General features: G+C 27.5%; 13 protein-coding genes. 11 read left to right on the top strand and 2 right to left on the bottom strand.

Going from position 1 to position 20,601, the window contains the following annotated elements; all coding sequences use genetic code 11:
* Nucleotides 1–133: 133 nt before the first annotated feature.
* From B5E87_RS01155 to B5E87_RS01180, 6 genes are all read left to right on the top strand, one after another.
* Complete coding sequence (locus B5E87_RS01155) at nucleotides 134–1,708, top strand: Dam family site-specific DNA-(adenine-N6)-methyltransferase (protein ID WP_087243110.1); 1,575 nt, start codon at nucleotides 134–136, stop codon at nucleotides 1,706–1,708.
* Complete coding sequence (locus B5E87_RS01160) at nucleotides 1,692–2,558, top strand: type II restriction endonuclease (protein ID WP_087243239.1); 867 nt, start codon at nucleotides 1,692–1,694, stop codon at nucleotides 2,556–2,558. Before B5E87_RS01155 ends, B5E87_RS01160 begins: the two co-directional genes overlap by 17 nt.
* 173 nt (nucleotides 2,559–2,731) lie before the next feature.
* On the top strand, nucleotides 2,732–4,015 hold the full coding sequence (locus B5E87_RS01165; protein ID WP_087243111.1) for an ATP-binding protein: 1,284 nt from the start codon (nucleotides 2,732–2,734) through the stop codon (nucleotides 4,013–4,015).
* Between the two features lie 289 nt (nucleotides 4,016–4,304).
* Entirely contained in the window at nucleotides 4,305–4,697 is a 393-nt protein-coding gene (locus B5E87_RS01170) for a (deoxy)nucleoside triphosphate pyrophosphohydrolase (protein ID WP_087243112.1), read from the top strand.
* Entirely contained in the window at nucleotides 4,690–7,494 is a 2,805-nt protein-coding gene (locus tag B5E87_RS01175) for a DEAD/DEAH box helicase (protein ID WP_087243113.1), read from the top strand. Before B5E87_RS01170 ends, B5E87_RS01175 begins: the two co-directional genes overlap by 8 nt.
* 16 nt (nucleotides 7,495–7,510) lie before the next feature.
* Nucleotides 7,511–9,490, top strand: a complete 1,980-nt coding sequence (locus B5E87_RS01180) for a UPF0158 family protein (protein ID WP_087243114.1) — start codon at nucleotides 7,511–7,513, stop codon at nucleotides 9,488–9,490.
* Nucleotides 9,491–9,892: 402 nt separating this feature from the next.
* Here the strand turns inward: B5E87_RS01180 and B5E87_RS01185 are convergent, their stop codons facing one another.
* Nucleotides 9,893–10,648, bottom strand: a complete 756-nt coding sequence (locus B5E87_RS01185; protein WP_087243115.1) for a Fic family protein — start codon at nucleotides 10,646–10,648, stop codon at nucleotides 9,893–9,895.
* A gap of 410 nt (nucleotides 10,649–11,058) precedes the next feature.
* Nucleotides 11,059–12,696: an AAA family ATPase gene (locus B5E87_RS01190; protein WP_087243116.1), complete on the bottom strand. Its 1,638-nt coding sequence runs from the start codon at nucleotides 12,694–12,696 to the stop codon at nucleotides 11,059–11,061.
* 75 nt (nucleotides 12,697–12,771) lie between these two features.
* Between B5E87_RS01190 and B5E87_RS01195 the strand changes: the two genes are divergently transcribed.
* The 5 genes from B5E87_RS01195 (at nucleotide 12,772) to B5E87_RS01215 (ending at nucleotide 20,601) form a co-directional block, all read left to right on the top strand.
* A complete protein-coding gene (locus B5E87_RS01195) occupies nucleotides 12,772–15,771 on the top strand; it encodes a TOTE conflict system archaeo-eukaryotic primase domain-containing protein (RefSeq protein ID WP_087243117.1) in 3,000 nt (999 codons plus the stop codon).
* A complete protein-coding gene (locus tag B5E87_RS01200; RefSeq protein ID WP_087243118.1) occupies nucleotides 15,768–16,733 on the top strand; it encodes a hypothetical protein in 966 nt (321 codons plus the stop codon). The genes B5E87_RS01195 and B5E87_RS01200 overlap by 4 nt, the downstream gene beginning before the upstream one ends.
* Before the next feature lie 15 nt (nucleotides 16,734–16,748).
* Nucleotides 16,749–17,543, top strand: a complete 795-nt coding sequence (locus B5E87_RS01205) for a hypothetical protein (protein WP_087243119.1) — start codon at nucleotides 16,749–16,751, stop codon at nucleotides 17,541–17,543.
* Nucleotides 17,544–17,552: 9 nt separating this feature from the next.
* Nucleotides 17,553–19,160, top strand: coding sequence for a hypothetical protein (locus tag B5E87_RS01210; RefSeq protein ID WP_087243120.1), 1,608 nt, complete (start codon nucleotides 17,553–17,555; stop codon nucleotides 19,158–19,160).
* Between the two features lie 94 nt (nucleotides 19,161–19,254).
* Nucleotides 19,255–20,601, top strand: a complete 1,347-nt coding sequence (locus tag B5E87_RS01215) for a Wadjet anti-phage system protein JetA family protein (protein WP_087243121.1) — start codon at nucleotides 19,255–19,257, stop codon at nucleotides 20,599–20,601.

A 20,601-nucleotide genomic window follows, 5' to 3' on the forward strand; every position in this document is an offset into this window, starting at 1 on the left:
AACAATGAATTTATATGTTCATTGTCAAAATAAATATAAACAAGATTGCATGAACAGAATACATATTTAGTCCAAATCCGTTTTCAACGGATTTTTTCTTTTAGTTCATTACTAAGGGAAAAAAGGAGTGAATATGAAACCTTTTGTAAAATGGGCTGGTGGAAAAACACAGTTATTAGAAGAAATAGAAAAACTATTACCAAGCAAAATAAATCATTATTATGAGCCGTTTGTCGGTGGTGGTGCTGTTGCATTGCATTTTATGTTTGAAAAAGCAACAATAAATGATATTAATCAAGAACTTATTTTTACGTATGAGTGTATAAAAAATCAGAAAGATGAATTATTAAAAGAATTGGATAAATTGGCTTTGGAGCATGAAAAGAATCCTAAAGAATTTTATTATCATACAAGAGATTTATATAATGAAATGATGGCAAATCAAGAAAAAAACATTTCTTTAGCAGCAATGTTTATTTATTTGAATAAACATTGTTTTAATGGATTATATAGAGTTAATTCTAAAGGTTTATTTAATGTACCATTTAATCAAAAGAAATCAGGAAATTCTTATAAAAAAGAGGATATAGATCAAATATCTAAGTATTTACAGAATGTAAATATTTTGTGTACTGATTTTGAAAATGTTTGTAAGAACTGTGAAAAAGGTGATTTTGTATTTTTTGATAGTCCTTATGATCTTTTAAATGATACATCGTTTGAATCATATACTAAAGAAGGATTTACAAAAGAAGAACATATTAGATTAGCTAATCTTTATAAAGAGTTATCTAAAAAAGGTGTCTATTGTATGCTGACAAATCATAATACAGAACTCATAAGAGAACTTTATAAAGACTTTCATATCAAGGTTATTAATGTTAAAAGAAATATTAATTCAGATGCTAAAAAAAGAACTGGTGAAGAAGTGATTATTACTAATTATGAATCAAATAATGATATTCAATTAATTAATGGTGATGCTTTTGAAATATTACCTACTATTAAAGATAAAACAATAGATATGATATTTCTTGATCCACCATATTTTCTATCAAATGGCGGTATATCTTGCTCAGGTGGTAAGCAAGTTTCTGTTAATAAAGGTGAATGGGATGAAAATTATTCTTTTCAGGAAAAGGTAGATTTCAATAGGAAATGGATAATAGAAGCAAAAAGAATATTAAAAGATACAGGAACAATATGGGTATCTGGTACTTATCACAACATTTATATTATTGGGTATTTATTAGAAGAATTAGGATTTAAAATAATTAATAATGTAACTTGGATGAAAACAAATCCACCACCAAATTTAGCATGTCGTTGTTTTACTCATTCAACTGAAACACTATTATGGGCAAAAAAGAATATTAAAAATGTTAAGCATACTTTTCATTACAAATTAATGAAAGAATTGAATGAAGGAAAGCAAATGAAAGATGTATTTGTTGGATCATTAACACCACAAAAAGAAAAGAGATATGGGAAACATCCCACGCAGAAGCCTGAATATCTATTAGAAAAAATTATTTTAGCAAGTACAAATGAAAATGACCTTGTCTGTGATTTTATGGCGGGTAGCTTTACAACTGGCGTTGTATGTAAGAAGTTAAAGAGAAGATTTATAGGAATAGAAAAAGAAAAGGAATTTTATGAAATAGGTTTAAAGAGAATAGAGGATGTTAATTATGGAGAGAAACTTTGAGAAATGGCTATCAACTTTAAGAAGTTCAATATCTGATTATAAATATTATGTTGACTTTGAAAAGGTATATGAAAATATAAATGATATTAAAGTTGAATTAAATATTTTAAATTCATTAATAGGATCAAAAGATTTTGATGATGAATTTAGATCTATATGTCAGAAATATCCTCAAACATTAAAATGCATTCCTATATTGTTGGCTGTCAGACAATATGAGATAGAAGTGCAAACAAACTATAAAAATATTAAATATGATTTTATGTTATATAAATACAAAAAATTATCTCATAATGATATTGATCTGTATCTTGAATTTTTAAAAGAAACTGGATTAAAAGAGTTAATAGTTAATCATATTATTAATAATTTAGTGGATTATGTTTTAGGTATAGAGGTTGGATTAGATTCAAATGGAAGAAAAAATCGTGGTGGACATTTGATGGAAAATTTATTAGAAAGATATATTCAAGCGCTGAATGTTGAATATTATAAAGAAATGTACACGAAAGATATTGAAAAGAAATGGAATATTGATTTATCACTACTTACAAATGCTGGAGATGTTGCTAAAAGGTTTGATTTTGTTGTAAAAACAGAGAATCAAATTTATGTTTTTGAAACGAATTTTTATAAAGCTGGTGGAAGCAAGTTAAATGAAACAGCAAGAAGTTATAAAAATATCACCCAAGAAATTGATAGGGTTGAAGGAGTAACATTTATATGGGTCACTGATGGTTATGGTTGGCGAAGTGCTAAACATAATCTTAAGGAGACCTTTGATGTATTGAATACTTTGTATAACATTCATGATTTAGAAAATGGAATTTTGAGAAAAGTCATCTTATGATGATTTTTTATTTTATAAGCATATAAGAAAATAGATTTTGGATATTCTAGTATGAAGATAAAATAATAATTTTATATTATTAATATGTACAATTTAAATTTTTTACAAAGAATAAAAAATTTTGAATTTGTTAAATGTTTTTGTGTTATATTCTTTTTGGAAAGGAGAAGAAAATGAAAAAATTAAACTTAATTCCTGATATAGATCACTTATGGAAGACTCTTGGTTATCATTTTGAAAACATATGCCAGGTTATGCACGAGTTTATCGATAATGCTATTTCTGATTTTATTAGAAATAATATTAAAAATTGTGAAATTATTATTACATTTAAAAAAATTGGCGATCAAGTAGAAGTTATTATAGAGGATCATGGAAAAGGTATTATAGACATTGAAAATGCTTTAACTCTAGGTGGTATGAGATATTCAGAGTCGTTATTGAATGAACATGGATTTGGAATTAAACATGGTTTTGCGTCCGGAGATCCTCTTAATAAAACTTGGTCATTAATGACAAGAACAGAAAAAGATGCATTATTAGGGCAATATCAGGTAGTAAAAGCACCGTATTTATTTGAGGGTATGAATGTTGAAGTATGCAAAGGAAATTGCTTAACAGGTACTGAAACAGGAACAATTATCAAGTTTACATGTACATATGATATTTTCAAGACAATACGAATTCCTTTTGGGAGTCATACATCTCAATTTGAGGATTTGGTAAATCTATTTTATGAAGATTTAGGAGTGTATTATTCTTACATTATTAAACAAGAAAATGTTCAGATAACAATAAAAGCTTTTGATGACGATAAAAAATATAAACATATAGCTAATGTAAAACCTATATTTCCAGTTGTTGAAAAGTGTAAAATGAATAAATCGCAAATGGTTGATTTGGGTAATGGAGTAGTCAAAATTGATTTGAAGCATATTATCATGTCGAAAAAAACACTAACAAAAAAATACTATTTAAAAAATATGAGATCTTCGGGAGTAGAAATACGTTATAATGGTAGGTTACTTGAGTTTTTGGGATTTGAAGAAATTTGGGGTATAAAATCACATCCATTTTATAATGGTAATCTCATAGTTGTCAATTTAATTTCTGATAAAAGAGGAAGACTACCTAATACACGTACAACAAAAACTGGTTTAAATAGATCTGATTCAAAAACCGCATTTTTATTTCATTGGATTGCTGATCAAATTTCATTATTGCATGATGAAAAAGAAATGAATCAAAATATAAAAATGAAATTTATTGATCAAGTTGTAAATTTGACTTTTGTTGATAAAGAAAACATAATTTATGATGCTATTAAAACAAAAAAATTTATTTGTAATTGCCAAGTTTACACTCATGAGGGTTATGATTTGTATTTTGAATGTGCAAAAAGTAAAGTTAATGATCTCTACTTTTTTGAAAAAATATGGACGAACAACTTTTATTGAATAAACCTATTAGTAGAATTATTCTAATTACCGACGAACATCCAGAGCCTTTGAGAGAACGTGTTAGGTTGATTAATAAAAAGAATATTGAAGGAAAAAATTATAATATTGTTTTAATTACAAAGTAATTTTTTAAGATCTAATAATGGGGGGGGACTATTATTAGATTTTTTCATTTGAAAAAGTTTTTTTAATATTATTGATATGATATAATTGAAATACGTGTTTTAAAAAAGTATAAAGTATTTTTGCTTTCAATACTTATATAGTCAAGTTTGTGGAGGAAATTATGAAAATAGTTAATGTTGTTGCTGCCATCATCAAAAGAGATGATCAGATATTAATTGCTAAAAGAGGATATGGAGAATTCAAAGGAATGTATGAGTTTCCTGGAGGAAAAATAGAAAAAGGTGAAACACCTGAAGAAGCATTAAAAAGGGAAATAAAAGAAGAAATGGAAGCAAATATTGAAGTTGATTCATTTATATGTCATGTTCATTATCAATATCCAGATTTTATATTGGAAATGGATTGTTATTTATGTCATTTGAAAGATTCACATATTTCATTATTAGAACATTTAGATGCAAAATGGATTCATCCTGTTCAAGAAGATATATTATGGGTTCCTGCTGATGTACAAGTTATCGAGGAAATAAGAAAGAAGGTTCACAATGGATAACCTTTTATTACAAGAAAGAACTAGACTCATTTATAATGATCAACAACAAAACAAAAAGGTTATAACAGATATTGAAAATGCATTATTAGATTGTGATACATTTGATATTTCTGTTGCTTTTATAGCGTTATCAGGATTGGCTTCTATTAGAGAAACTTTACATAAATTGAAAGTTCAAAATAAAAAAGGAAGAATCATCACAAGTACATATTTAGGATTTAATGAACCTAAAATGTTTAAAGACTTATTAAAATATCCTAACATAGAGGTACGAGTATATGATGATCATCATGGTTTTCATTCTAAAGGTTATATCTTCCAAAAAAATTCAAATTATTGGGCAATAGTAGGAAGTTCAAATTTAACACAGTCTGCTTTATCATTAAATCAAGAATGGAATGTTTATGTATCATCACATAAACAAAATGATACAATAAAACAAATACAAGGTGAATTTGAAAATCAATGGCAAAAATCAATTCCTTTAACTCATGAATGGATCAATGAATATCAAAAAAATTATGTTAAACCTGAAAAACATTCAATACGACATATTCAAAAAGACATTGTCCCCAATTATATGCAAAGACAAGCTTTAGCTTCATTAGAACACTTAAGACAACAAAATCAAGATAGGGCTTTGCTTATTTCAGCAACAGGTACTGGAAAGACATATCTTTCTGCTTTTGATGTTCAAAAAGTTAAACCTCGTAGAATGTTATTTGTTGTTCATAGAAAAAGTATTGCTTTGAAAGCTATGGAAACATTTCAAACAATTATTAAAGATAAAACAATGGGTATTTTTTCTGGCAATGTTAAAGAATTGGGTAAAGATTATTTGTTTTCAACAGTTCAAACTATTCATAAAAAAGAAAATAGAGAATTATTTAAACAAGATGAATTTGATTATATTATTATTGATGAAGTTCATAAAGCGGGAGCTTATACATATCAAGAATTAGTTCATTATTTTCATCCTCAATTTTTATTAGGTATGTCAGCTACACCAGAAAGAAATGATCAGTTTGATATATATAAAATGTTTCATTATAATATTGCTTATGAGATCAGACTTCAACAAGCAATGGAATATGATCTGTTATGTCCTTTCCATTATTATGGTATCACTGATTTAAATATTGATGGTATTAGTATAGATGATAAATCTGATTTTAATCTTTTAATTAATGAAAAACGTATTGATTATATTATTGAAAAAATTGAAGAATATGGATATTCAGGTGAAAAGGTTCATGGTTTAATTTTTGTAAGTAGGAAACAAGAAGCTATTGAATTGTCCAATTTATTTAATCAAAGAGGTTATAATACTATTGCATTAACTGGTGATGATAATGAAGAAAAAAGACAGGAAGCAATGGATCGCCTTGAATCTAATGATGAAGATGGCTTAGATTATATTTTTACAGTTGATATTTTTAATGAAGGAATTGATATTCCTAAAGTAAACCAAGTTGTGATGCTTAGACCAACACAATCAGCTATTATTTTTGTACAACAACTTGGAAGAGGATTAAGAAGAAATGATGAAAAAGATTATGTCGTTGTTATTGATTTTATTGGGAATTATGAAAGAAACTTTTTAATACCTATAGCTTTAAGTGGAAATACAAACTTAAATAAAGATACACTGAGACAATTTATAACTGAAAGAAATGTTTTAATACCTGGAGTATCAACAATTCAATTTGATGAAATATCTCAAAAAAGAATCTTTGAATCTATTGATCATGCGAATTTTAATGATGTTAAACTGATTAAAGAAAGTTATGTTCAATTAAAAGCTAAATTGGGTAGAATACCTCATATTAAAGATTTTGAAAAATATGGTGCTATTGATATCCAAAAGATATTTCAAAATAAGGGTTTAGGTTCTTATCATATGTTTTTAAAGAAATATGAGAAAGAATATGATGTTCAATTTTCTTCATTAGAAGAAAAGTATTTACAATTTATTTCATCAAAACTTTCTTCAGCTAAACGTGTTCAAGAATTAGAAGCCATTAAACTTGCTATAGAAAGAAAAGTACATGTTAATGAATATTTAAAACAACAAATGTTAGATGAATATCAAATTCAAATGCCAGAAGTGAGTTATACAACAATACAAAACATATTAACTCAAAATTTTGCAACAGGATCATCTAAAGATGCTTTTAAAGATGTTCCTATTTTGGATACTGATTGGAACATATCTCATGTTTTTCAATCACTATTAAATAATGAAGAATTTAAAAGACAAGTATTAGAAGTCATTGATTATAGTATAGATCTATATAAACGAGAGTATAGTCAACGTTATCAAAACACAGATTTATGTTTATATAAGAAATATACATATGAGGATGTTTGTCAGTTACTTAATTGGGAAAAGAATCTTGTCCCTTTAAACATAGGTGGATATAAATATGATCAACATACAAATACTTTACCAGTCTTTATTAATTATGATAAGGAAGAAGATATTGCAGATACAATTAAATATACAGATCATTTTGTAGACCCACAAACATTAGTTGCTATGTCAAAGAGTAAATTAAAACTTGGTAGTAAAGGGATGGATATATTTACTCAAGCTAAACAAAGACAAACAATAATTCATATTTTTGTTCGAAAGAATAAAGATGATAAAACTTCTAAAGAATTTTATTATTTAGGTATTGGAAATATTATAAATATCAAACAAGAATATATGGCAGATCAAATTCCAGTATGTGAAATTTTATATCATTTAGATCAACCTGTAAGACAAGATATTTATGATTATATAGTGAAATAAGAAATGAGGAATAATAATGAATATTCAAAATTATTTTGCAAGACATATTTATAATAGAGGTGTTGATATCTACAATAGTGGTGGTGTTTACAATGTTGTTAAAGTGGGAAATGTATATAAAGGAAAGGTATTAGGCAACCATGAGTATGATGTTGAAATAGAAGTTTCTGATCAACTGAAGATTACTGATATGCGTTGTACTTGTCCTTATGCTATGAAAGGTAAAAAATGTAAACATGAAGCTGCATTGCTTATAGAGCTATTTGGTAATCATTCATCTTATGATTATGATTATGAGGATTATGACGATGATTATGATGACTATGGCTATGATTATGATACAAAAGATGATAATTGCAGTGATATGTACCAAGGTCATGAAATTTTAGAACCCTTATCAAAGAAATCAAAAGAAGAATTGCTGGAAATCATTGGTCAAGCTCTTGAATCACCAGAAACATATCAAACCTTTTTCCATATTATAGAAGATATGCAAAGAGTCAATCATATATATCAAATGATTTATCAATATATATCATCAAATCAAATACCTCTTAGTGAAGATTATGAAAAGATATACACATCAATTCAAAACTTACATCATTTTCATCAAGATCAATATATACCAGATTTAGCTAAAGAAGCGCTCAATCAGCTTCTTCATACATTTTCATCTTTACAATCTTATCAGGAAGATTTCTTTCATCAGATGATTCAACTAATAGATACTTATGCATCTCAAAATGAAAAAACAAGTATTTATTTTGATCTCTGTGTAAAATATAACCAATCTGTGATTTATCAACTTATTGACAAGCTTCATCAACAAAACATACCTCTAGATGATCTTTTATCATCCTATCAACAAAAGATAAGTTCTTATCCTATTTCAACTGAAATCTACGATAAATATCTTTATATTTTATATCACTATCAAAGAGAATCATTATCTTCTGTTATAGACACCAATAAAAACAATTTAGTATTTATTAAAGAAGCTATCAATCTTTATATGAATCATCAAGACTATCAAAAAGCCATTGATTTATGTCTCCAACAACTTCAAGAACATCCTCATCAAGATATTTATTTATTACTTCTTGATATTTATAAACAAACCAATCAAAATGAGCAAATCATTGCTCTTGCTACTGAGTTGCTTTATCATCAATATCCTGGACAAATCCAATATTATCAGTTACTTCAACAATCATATTTACCAGAAATATGGGAACACAAGAAAAAAGACATTATCCATGATTTAGAAAAGAACCAAATCAATATAAGTGAAATTTATATACAAGAAAAAATGTATGATGCTTTATTTCAATATTTAGCTAAAAATGATGATATATTTGGTATGAAGAAACATGAAGATATTCTTTTTGAACATTGTTTAGACAACATGATTCAATATTATAGTCGCTATGTGATGAATAGTTTAAGACATACAGGATCAAGAAGTTTCTATCATGAAATGGCTGAGCTTATTCATAAAATCAGTGAATATGATTTTGATAAAGCTTTTGATTTATCAAATCATCTGATATCGTTATATCCTAATAGACCAGCAATGATAGAAGAGATTAGAATATTTAAGGTTAAGTTAAAAGATGTGATTAGAGCTATTGAAATGACTGATCAGGATATAACTTGGTATTATCAAATATCTCAAGGACAATTTATCAATATAGATGATGATACGAATATTGCTAAAAAAATGATTGTGTTGAATTCACCAGATTATATACAATTACCAGATCATTATGATATTCATGAATATCATATTATGGAAATGTTCGCCAATCAATTAAAAGATCAGCATATGAAAAGAGAACTTCAAAAGACATTAAAAGGTAAAGGAGCATTCCGTCGCTTTAAGGATTTCATCTATAAAAATCAATTGAACACTGCATGGCAACAATTCTTATATGAAACTCATAGAGAATTGGCTATTCAATGGTGTCATAAACATAATATAGAGTTTGTAGAATAATCAAATGATTTGAATTTTATGATAATTCTTATTGAAGAAAATAAAATATAGCTTTATAATGACAATGTCATGGATGTCTTCTTATTGTAGCCTTTAAGGCTAGTGCTGCTCCATGATATAAGTTCCCTTATTGTTTTATGGTAGGCTTTTAGCTGAATCCACGTTTCAACAATGATAGGGAACTTTTATTTTATGTTTTGAGTTTTTATTTAGATGAAGCTTTATCTTTAGACGGAGAGAGTTTCATCTTTTTTACATATTCTAATCTAAAGATAACATATTTATTCTAATGAAAATATTATAGGTAATATTTGAAAAAAGAAACAGCCCATGCAATATTGTATGGGCTATTCAAGCTAGATGAAAATTGAGGTAATCTATATTTTCTTCTAGACTTAATTATCATTTCATTTCATTGTTATTCATTATATCATTTAGTTTTATTGCCTTTTTTGGTTGTCGTGTCCATGTCTTTTCCTGCTGTTTGATAATAAAATTCTTGAGTGGCTGTAATTTGGAATCTACATCAAATTTTTCAAGACAATCATAGTATTCTTTCCTATCTTCTTCATATATAATGATAGGGCTGACATTATGAATAAGCAGATAATAATTCATGATTGTTCTTCCAGTTCTTCCATTTGCATCAGCAAATGGATGAATATTTTCAAAACAGGCATGAAGGTAACTTGCCACAGTGAAAACATCTTCTCCTTCATACTCATTTATTTCTTCGAGCAGTTCTTGAAGATCGCTTTCGACATTTTCAGGATAACTTCCTACTTCATATTTACCTGTAATATAATCATGTTTTTTGAATTCTCCTGGTCTTTCATGATTCATATCATAACGATATGAATCATATGTTCCTTTTGAAAGTTCATAATGAATCTTCTTGATAAGAGGAATACTTAAGGGTACCTTGTCAATAATTTTGTCAAGCAAAAAATGATAACAATCTTTTTGATTTTGAATTTCAAAAAGTGTCCTTAAATCTCCAGTGTAATTGGATACTTTCCCTTTTTCAAATATATCTCTTGTATCATGGTAATCTGTGTTTTGATTTTCAATTTTGTTCGAGTGATAAGCAAAAAGTATTTTAAAATCAAGTAATTGAGCTTCAAGTTCATCTTTATTTTTATAGTATATTCTATACATGATATTCACCACCTGAAAATTATTATACAACAATTTTACTAAGAATTTATAGAGAAAGTTGTACTCTTTCAACTATTTTCAATATAAAATATGGGAAATCTGGTTGAAAGGCATTGTAAAAATCTTATTAAGTTCTTTGGATAATAAAAGGACTTCACACATTTAAAGATAAACTAATAGGAAAATTTAATGGTAGAGAATAAACTTCACATAAAGATATTGAAGCTATCAATCATTTGTTTAAATAAAACTTTATAAAATTGATAAAAAATTATAGATATTAAATGAATAACTTGTCTGTATTTTTATAAGTTGAATTAAAAAAAGAATAATTATTATAGAAAGAGTAGACTTAATTATTCAAAAAATAAATTATGGTAATAAGAATAAAAGACAAGCAAATTTGGTTACTATTGCTTGTCTTTGTTTCTCCATGTTATAAAAACATCTTTGCCGCAATGGGCTAATCCAATATAAATTACTTTGCCTGACATATTGGCTTCATAATGATTTTTTTGAATTTGTTGAATAGCTTGATTAGAAAGCTGTTCTATTTTTTCTTTGTTTGTTGAATATTTGAATTCCAATATATAAGAAGGTGATATTGCACTTTTTGCTTTTAGAATAATATCACAACGACCTTTTCCAGATTCTTTATTGCTGATGATTTCATAGTCATGGGATAACCATGCACACATTCCTAGAAACATTACATGATAGCTATTTTCATTTTGCAAATCATGATAAGATGGTAATGTCAATAAAATGTGAGTATAATAATTTTCAAAATCAATTTGATTACCAAACAATAATGCATCGCATAATCCGGATAGATCTGTTGAAGAAATATTGAGATAATAAGAGGTTAATTGCTGAAATTCTTTTTGCACTTCTTGATTTGGAATACGTAAAATATATCTATCAATTTGCAAAGAATTTGTTTTTTCTGTTGTTAAGTATCCTGCATTAACAAATAATCCCCATAGATTAGGAGTATTACTGACTTCAAAAAAACTTGTTTCCATTTGTACGAGTGTTTCAAGTTTTCCTGTTTCAATAAGTTTTTCATATCCTTGCTTAAAAGATGTATCACATTCTTTCATCGCATCTTTAATCATTTTATTAGAGCTTGTATTGACCCAATAAGGTCTTAATTCTTTATTGTCGATATAATTAATAATAGACCAGGGGTTATAAATTTCCATGTTCCCAATATGATAGCCATCATACATAGCTTTGACTTTATCATTCAATGAAAGTCCATAATATTCTAGCATAGCTTTTGTTTCTGTTTCTGTAAATCCGAAATATTGACTATAATGCTGATCTGTAAGAGTGCAAACAGCTGGATTATTTAAATCACTAAAAATATTTTCTTTAGCGACTCTTTGTATGCCTGTCAACATAGCATATTGCAGACTTGGAGAAGTTTTTAAGGCATTATGAAGTAATGAAGCTAAACCGCTTTTGATATCATCATAAAATTCACCGACATGTGCTTCGATAAAAGGTGTATCATATTCATCTATAAAAACCATAACTTTTTGATGGTAATATTTTTCCATCCTTTTCATTAAAAAATCTAATGATTCGCTTATCGTATTTAAGCTATTATCATGAATTAAAGCATCAACAATTCTGTTATAACGACTTTTTTCAAATTTAGACATATTAGAAAATACATGTTCATTTTTTTCATAAATATCTTGTAAAGTTGTTTTTATTGATAAAATAAGTTGTTCTTTATGACCTTTAGCATTAGCAAAAGATATAAAGATGGTTGGATATTGATTTATGTATGATGCATATTCTGTTTGCATAATCTTTGTATTTTTGAATATGTCTTTTGAATTTTTGGTTATATCAAAAAACTCAGCCATCATAGACATATTGAGAGTTTTACCAAAACGTCTTGGTCGTGTAATTAAGGTTACAGTCGTTTTTCTTTCGAGAAAATCTTTAATCATTAAACTTTTATCTACATTATAATAATTTTCAGATATAAGTTTATGATAATCCATGACTCCAATAGGTAAAGCCTTTTTCATTGTTACACCTTCTTTCTTGTTATAAGTATAACATAAATACCATTGTATCAAAACAAATTCTTTTTTTAGAATGTTATGGAAGTTAATATACAAAATACTTATTGTGTTTTATTTCTTTTAATGAGAAAATATATGGTAGAAAAAGTAAATAATGAGGATATTATCATGGGTAAAATGACGACATTTGAAGACTTAGAAAAAGAAAATATGCAACTCAAAAAAAGAATAGAATATTTAGAAAAGCTTTTAGATAAACATCATATTGTTTATCATCAAATAGAAAAGGAAAATCATTTCATTAATAGTGAAGTCATTACCCCAAGACATGCGATTATATTTTATCGACTTTTTAAAGGGAGAAAAGATGTTTATAGTCAAAGACATATTAATAAAGATGGGAGAGTTGGATATTATCCTCAATGTGAAAACTTTTGGAAAAATGAAATCTGTTTGAAAAAAACAAATAAAAAAATAAAATGTAAAGATTGTCCAAATAAAAAATGGAAAGTGTTAAATCAAAGAGTTGTTATGGAGCATCTTAAAGGAAATGATATCAATGGTAATGACGTCATAGGTATTTATCCTATGTTAGAAGATGAAACTACAAACTTATTGGTATTTGATTTTGATAATCACGAAGTCGGAACAGATGGTGAGAATGTTGATAATAGTTGGAAAGAAGAGGTCAATGCTCTAAGAGAAATTTGTCAATTACATCAAATTGATATTCTTGTGGAAAGATCACGATCAGGTAGAGGGGCTCATCTTTGGATTTTCTTTGATCAACCCTTACCTGCTATAACAGCAAGACGTTTTGGTAGAGCGCTATTAAATATAGGTGCTCAATCTATTAATTTAAAAACATTTCAAACATATGATCGTATGATTCCTGCACAAGATCATTTGGCGGATGATGGGTTAGGAAATTTAATTGCCTTACCATTACAGGGCCAGGCTTTGAAAAAACAAAATAGTGCTTTTGTAGATGAAAATTGGAATGTTTATCCCCGTCAATGGGAATGTCTTGAAAAAGTTAAAAAACTATCATTGGAATTTGTAGAAGAGAAACTTGAATTATGGAAAGATAAAGATATATTTAGTGAGAATTATGATTATTCGATATCTCAACCATGGATTAAAGAAAATCATTTTCATAAAGATGATGTCAATCATCATGTTGACATCAAATTTGCAAATATGGTTTATATTGATACAAGAAGTTTGAAGCCAAGAATTCAAAATCAAATAAGACGTTTAGCAGCTTTTAGAAATAAAGAATTTTTTAAGAGAAGAGCAATGGGATTATCTGTTAGAGGGATGAATTCATGGATAGAATGCGCAATTGATATAGATTATTGGATTTGTTTGCCTAGAGGATGTTTATCAGTTCTTCGAAATGAATTAGAAAAAAGTCAAATTACATATCATATAGAAGATCTTAGAAATTCGCAAAAGAAAATAGATGTCAATTTTATAGGTCAATTATATGATAATCAACAAAAGGCATGTGAAACATTATTAGAAAATGATATAGGAATTTGTCATGCAACGACTGCGTTTGGCAAAACTGTTGTTGGAACAAACTTGATAGCTCAAAGAAAAGTGAATACACTCATTATCGTTCATACCAATTTGATTATGAATAACTGGGAAGATGATCTTAACCGCTTTTTAAGTGTTCATGAGAAATTACCAACATACACAACTCCATCAGGGATAAAGAAAACAAGAAAGAGTGTTATTGGGAAATTATATAGTAATCATAATTCTGTAACTGGTATTATTGATATTGCTATTGTCAATTCACTCATTACAAAAGGTGAAATCAAAGATTTGGTTAGGAACTATGGAATGATTGTTGTAGATGAATGTCATCATAGTGCATCTGCTATGCTTTATGATGTACTCACTGAAGTTCGCGCTAAATATGTTTATGGATTTACTGCAACTCCAAAAAGAGAAGATGGTTTGGAACAAAAAACTTTTATGCAATTAGGACCTATTCGATATCAGTTTACGACCAAGCAAAGATTACAACTTCAAAATGTCAATCATTATATCTTCCCACGTTTTACGAGATTCATAGATTTAGAAAATACAAAAATATCAATAAATGAAATGTATCAAAAATTGATTCATGATCAAGAAAGAAATCAACAAATTCTTACAGATATAAAAGAAGCACTTCAAAATAAACGTACACCATTGATTATTACAAAATTTAAGGAACATGCTCAATATTTATATGAACAATTACAGGGACGAAGTGACCATATTTTTCTGTTGGTTGGGGGTAAAGGTCATAAAACCAACAGACAAATACGTGAAAAACTCAAAAATATTAACAAACAAGAAAGTGTTATCTTAGTAGCAACAGCACAATATGTAGGAGAGGGCTTCAACTTTCCTAGATTAGATACTTTATTTTTAACCGTTCCTGTATCTGTAGAGAGTAACATAGAACAATATTCAGGAAGATTGCATAGAGATTTTGAAGGAAAAAAAGATGTTATTATTTATGATTATATTGATTCACATATAAAAACATTGGAAAAAATGTATCATAAACGTATGAGAACGTACAAAAAGATGGGCTATGAAATATGTACAACATTACATGTCCGTGAAGATGAAATTCAAATGATATATGATAACTCTGATTATCAAAAAATATTTGATAAAGATATAGAATGTGCTAATGAAAGTATTGTGATTTCAAGTCCAGGTTTAAGTCAAAAAAGTGTTAATTATTATTTAAGATTGTTTCAATCTAAGTTAAAAGAAAATATTTCCATAACAATTCTCACTTTAGATTCTAAAAGTTATCCAAAAAATATGATTGAAAAAACGAACATATTGATTCAAAATTTAAAAGAAAATGCTATTCATGTGATTGTTACTTCATCTTTATATGGACATTACGCTATAATTGATAAAGAAATGATCTGGTATGGAAATATGAATTTACTATCAAATGTTAAAGAACAAGATTATATGATGAGAATTTCACACCAGCAATTAGTATATGAATTATTACAAGAAACACAAAAAGTGATGAAAGAAGGAAAAGAATGAAGGTTAAAGAATTAAGAGATTTATTAAAAGATAAAGACATAAAGCTGATTAATGATGCTTTTGTAGAAGTTTACAAAGCTTTACCAAAATCAAAAAAAGAAGAATTAGATAGTGTTATTGAAAGTATTGTGAAAGGTGAAGGTAAGAAAAAAACAGTTAAACAAGAAGAAGTTTCGTTAAATGATTTATTTGTTGAAATTCAAGATTTTTTACAGGATGCTTATCATGGCTTTTATATAGCACCTAATCGTATTGTGCCTAAAAAAGAAAGGCCTAAATGGCGTTATAAAGTCAAAAGATATTTAAAGATTTTATTTGAGGTTCCCTCAGATCATCCTGATTTTTTACAAGTTGTTATATTGATTCGTGAAATTTATAAGGTGTTAAGTTATGGCTGTGGTGTTTATGTTTTTTCAAGTGATGATCCTTTTGCATCAGTTGGTATCGCTCAAGAAGAGTTATATGAAGAATATATAAAACGACAGATGCAATTACCAGTCACAGAAGAGACAATACGAGAGATGGTTACTGGTGCAACACATTGCTATTTGAGTCGTGAATGTTTGCATGAAATGTTATACGGCGTTTTAAAATTTCATATTCAAAAACTGGAATATCGTGATATGGTTAAAGCATATGGTCAAAAATTTATTGAGTCACAGAAAAAGTTTATTGCTTCATTAGAACGTTATGATGATAGACTTTATGAAGCAACTCCATTACTGAATGAAACGAATGATGTTGTTTTCATTTTTCACTATGGTTCCTTTGAAAAGGCTCTTCAATATTATTTTAAAAACAGCTATGAACGTAATCAGGAAGTGACTCTTTATAAAGTTTTGATGTTAACAGAGATATTCTTTTCCAAAAAAGAATGGATTGAAGCTTATGAGTATGGTTTAAAATTAAATATTGAACCTAGACAAAGATTACAAGATAAATATAAAAAATATAAAGCATAAAAAAGGAGAACGACTATGTCAGAAAGAGAATATATAAGAAGTGCAGCAATAGATATCATAACAAATCAAGTTCAAGATCATTTAGATGAAAATACAATGAATATGTATCAAAAAATGTTAGATCAAGGAATGAGTGAAGAAAGAGCGATAGAATTACTTGCCTTTTATATGGAAATGTATATCCAGGAAAATTTTCATTTACAGGAATTTAATAATGAAAAATGGAAAGCGTTTTTAGATAACTTGGAACCCATTTATCATGTGCCAGGTGAATATGAATTTGATGCTCAGGAAGAACGTCGTAATTTAAGACATATTCAAAGAGAATATGGAAAATTAAAATCTGATGTTGAAGAATTGGAAGATGAGCTTTTTGTGATTGAATCTCATTTATTAGTATTACATGCCCTATATAAGATTGATACATTTGAAGCGAAGAAGATTATACATATTGTCATGAATCGTTTATTAGATTTGAAGAATCATTATACAAGTGATTATACAGATTATACAACTGAAGACATTTTATCTTTAGCAGACGGATTAGAGAAAATGTGTAATCCTTATATCAATCCACAGTTATATGATTATTTATCAAAGTTTGTTGATTTAAAAGATGAATCACAGTTTGATTATATTTTTAAAAATATTTTTCTATGTTTGTCTAGAATATTAGTCAGCATGGATAGATTTGAAAAAGATCTTGGAAAAAATGGCTATTTCCGTTTTATTAGTCAATATATTGATCTTGAGGCTTGTATTGATGATGGGCCAGCATTTATCTTTAACGAAAATACATTAAAAAAGTAAGAGGTTGTTATGGAATATAAAGATTATATGAATCAGATTCAACAAAGATTGAATACAATGAGTGAAGAAGAAAAGAATCAATGGATTTATCAATATGCCAGGGTTCTTGATAAAAGTCAACGTCAAAAAATGTTAGAAAGTTTAAATTTTGAACATTCTCAAATCATCAATTTTCATGAAAAAGACTTTCAACAATTTATCAAGGATGTGAGTGATGGGGAATTAACGATACCTGCAACAGAAGAGGATGATTATTATTATGGCTATGATTCAGAATATATAACGTATTATACAAAAGAATGTGATCTTTTAAATCAATTGAATGATTATATTCAAGATGCTTTTCTATATATCAATAATTGTCAATATCAGCAGGGATTCAATATTCTTCAAAAGCTGCAAGATTTAGAATATGAAGCTGTATATGATTATGGGGATATATATGAATTATCTTTTGCAGAGTTATTTGAAAATAACTTGATGGATGTTAGCCTTGAACAATATTCACTTTATTATTTATATGCTGCTTTTCAGCTACATCGAAATATATCTGAAATGTATTCATATTTCAATCAGAGTAAGGTTGAATATGTTCTCAGCGATTTAATGGCTTTTGGACCAGAAGAGATAACACTGAGTGATGATGAATATGATCGATGGATATCATTTTTAGAAAATACGCCAGGAGACTATGCAGCAAAGCTTTTAAGAGATATATGCTTTCTTTATGGAGATATCAATCAATTAACAAAAATGACTTTCGAGATAGGAGCTAAACATCCATCTTTATATCTAGATGTTATTGACTATGATCTTTCTTTACATCAATTAGAACATGCTAAAACGATCGCATCACAGGCTTTCAAGCAGCTAGATGAAGGTTTAACGATACGCTCAAAAATTGCTGAAAAACTGATTCCATACTTTCAAGATGATATAGAGTTATATAAAATATCTTTCTTATTCAATCCTCAGATTAATCATTGTTTGCAATTATATACATTAGATTGTGATATCGCTTTTATAAAAACTGAATTTCAGAAGAAAAACTATGCTATTCGTTTTGAATTTGCAACCCTAGAACAAGAAAAAGCTTCTTTATCTTCTGATCAAAAAGAGATTCTTTTATTTTTCTTAGGAGACTACGAAAATATTCTTGAAAAAGCTGAAAAAGATCAAAATAATCTTGGATGGTCATCAAATTTAAAAGGAATACTTATACCATTATTACTCATGTATCTGAAACCAGAAAAGATGCATTTTGTGGCTGATGATGCAGTTATGGATGATTTAAGGCGTAGTTTAAAAGTAAGTGGAGAAGATTTCTATCAGTTATTTCATATCTGGAAAGAAAAATACATGATAACTGATGAATTCAAAAAGAAATGTATCCAATGGTTAAAAGATGAAATCGAACAAAGAGCTGAAGTTATTGTAGGAGGAACTCATCGTCATAGCTATTATGAGGTTGCAAAAGAAATTGTTGTTTTATCAGAGATTTTATATCTCAATAAAAACATTACAAGCATGGAAACATTTGTGAAAGACTATATAAAAAGATATTCACGTAAACATGCTTTTAAAGCTGAAATGTTAAAATATGCAAAACAAGCATAATGTCTACATTTTGTTTTATAAAACCGTTTGAAAAGAACGGTTTTTTATGTCATTATATGCTATAATATGAATAATTGAGAGAAAGGGAAGATTTATGCATAATTTATTTGATGTGATACCAAATCAATTTTTCTATATTTTTATAGGTGATAATAAGCGTATATTGTCAGATTGTGTTTACTTAGCTTATCAGTCATTTCAAAATGATCTTTCTTTTTCATGTACAAGGGAACAGCTACTAACAATATTTCAGGATTACTTTGAAACACATCTTACCACGATTGACAGTGAAGAAAATTTAAACAATTCTAGAGATAAGGCTTTGTATGTATTAAAGCGTTTAAAGGATTGTGGATGGATTCATGAAGAGGTTGGGGAAAATTATGAAGTGTTTATCACTTTTGAAGATTATAGTATTCAGATTATGGATTGTTTGTTTCATTTAGAAGATGTAAGAGAAAGTGAAGAATATTCAGGACTTATATATAATATATATACATCATTTCAAAACTTTGATATTCATCGAGGAGATTTGATTTTTGAAACAGCTTATGAAAATACCAAAGATTTAATTCATAAATTAAAAAATTTGAATTCCAATATCAAAAAATATATTCAAAAACTATTAGATGATGGCATAAAAGATGACTTGCAGGCATTATTAAATTCTTTACTGCAGGAATATCAGACAAAAATCATTGATCGTGCCTACTACAATCTGACAACCTATGATAATCCTTCTAAATATCGTCAGAGCATTCTTTCACGTATTCAGGAAGTGATGGATAATCAGGATTATGTCAGTTTGATTATTCATAATATTATGGAAAGAAAAGGTATCGAACATGATCAGGCTTATGATTTATTGATGAATCAGAAAGAATATATCATGCAATCTTTTGAACATATTGAGGATATCATGCAGGAAATTGATAGTAAGAATAATAAATTTATTGAATCAGCGATTCATCGTATCACTTTCTTATTAAACAATCAAAATGATATTGAAGGAATAATCAATAATATCATAAAATCCATTGCCAGTGGAAACGATGTTAATGATTTAGGTAATATCTATATCAATCAGATGATTAATCGTGATTCTTTATATGTTCCTCGTCAAATAAGTAAATCAATGAAAACACAAATCGAAGATACTGTTATTTTAGATGAAAAGAAAAAAATGGAATCTATAGAAAGAATCAAAAGATCAGAAAATTATTCTCATAAAAAAATTGAAGAAAAAGTGATGTTATTATTAAAGGATGGACCATTTAAAGGTTCACAATTACCATTAGAGACACAAAATGATTTGATTTATTTTGTCTTTATTTATCTTTATGGATTTAGCTATCAGACCAAATATCAGGTAGAACCTTTAAATGAAGAAGTGATAATCAATCATTATCGTTTTCAGGACTTTTTGGTGAAGGAGAGATGA

This window comes from Massilimicrobiota sp. An142 (genome assembly GCF_002160725.1).
Lineage (GTDB): Bacteria > Bacillota_I > Bacilli_A > Erysipelotrichales > Coprobacillaceae > Allocoprobacillus > Allocoprobacillus merdigallinarum.

What these genes read in the sequence shown, in the direction of transcription:
- B5E87_RS01160 (WP_087243239.1), top strand. Translation starts at nt 1,692, where the DNA reads ATGGAGAGAAACTTTGAGAAATGGCTATCAACTTTAAGAAGTTCAATA.
- B5E87_RS01215 (WP_087243121.1), top strand. Translation starts at nt 19,255, where the DNA reads ATGCATAATTTATTTGATGTGATACCAAATCAATTTTTCTATATTTTT.
- B5E87_RS01165 (WP_087243111.1), top strand. Translation starts at nt 2,732, where the DNA reads ATGAAAAAATTAAACTTAATTCCTGATATAGATCACTTATGGAAGACT.
- B5E87_RS01195 (WP_087243117.1), top strand. Translation starts at nt 12,772, where the DNA reads ATGGAAGTTAATATACAAAATACTTATTGTGTTTTATTTCTTTTAATG.
- B5E87_RS01170 (WP_087243112.1), top strand. Translation starts at nt 4,305, where the DNA reads ATGAAAATAGTTAATGTTGTTGCTGCCATCATCAAAAGAGATGATCAG.
- B5E87_RS01185 (WP_087243115.1), bottom strand. Translation starts at nt 10,648, where the DNA reads ATGTATAGAATATACTATAAAAATAAAGATGAACTTGAAGCTCAATTA.
- B5E87_RS01210 (WP_087243120.1), top strand. Translation starts at nt 17,553, where the DNA reads ATGGAATATAAAGATTATATGAATCAGATTCAACAAAGATTGAATACA.
- B5E87_RS01180 (WP_087243114.1), top strand. Translation starts at nt 7,511, where the DNA reads ATGAATATTCAAAATTATTTTGCAAGACATATTTATAATAGAGGTGTT.
- B5E87_RS01200 (WP_087243118.1), top strand. Translation starts at nt 15,768, where the DNA reads ATGAAGGTTAAAGAATTAAGAGATTTATTAAAAGATAAAGACATAAAG.
- B5E87_RS01175 (WP_087243113.1), top strand. Translation starts at nt 4,690, where the DNA reads ATGGATAACCTTTTATTACAAGAAAGAACTAGACTCATTTATAATGAT.
- B5E87_RS01205 (WP_087243119.1), top strand. Translation starts at nt 16,749, where the DNA reads ATGTCAGAAAGAGAATATATAAGAAGTGCAGCAATAGATATCATAACA.
- B5E87_RS01155 (WP_087243110.1), top strand. Translation starts at nt 134, where the DNA reads ATGAAACCTTTTGTAAAATGGGCTGGTGGAAAAACACAGTTATTAGAA.
- B5E87_RS01190 (WP_087243116.1), bottom strand. Translation starts at nt 12,696, where the DNA reads ATGAAAAAGGCTTTACCTATTGGAGTCATGGATTATCATAAACTTATA.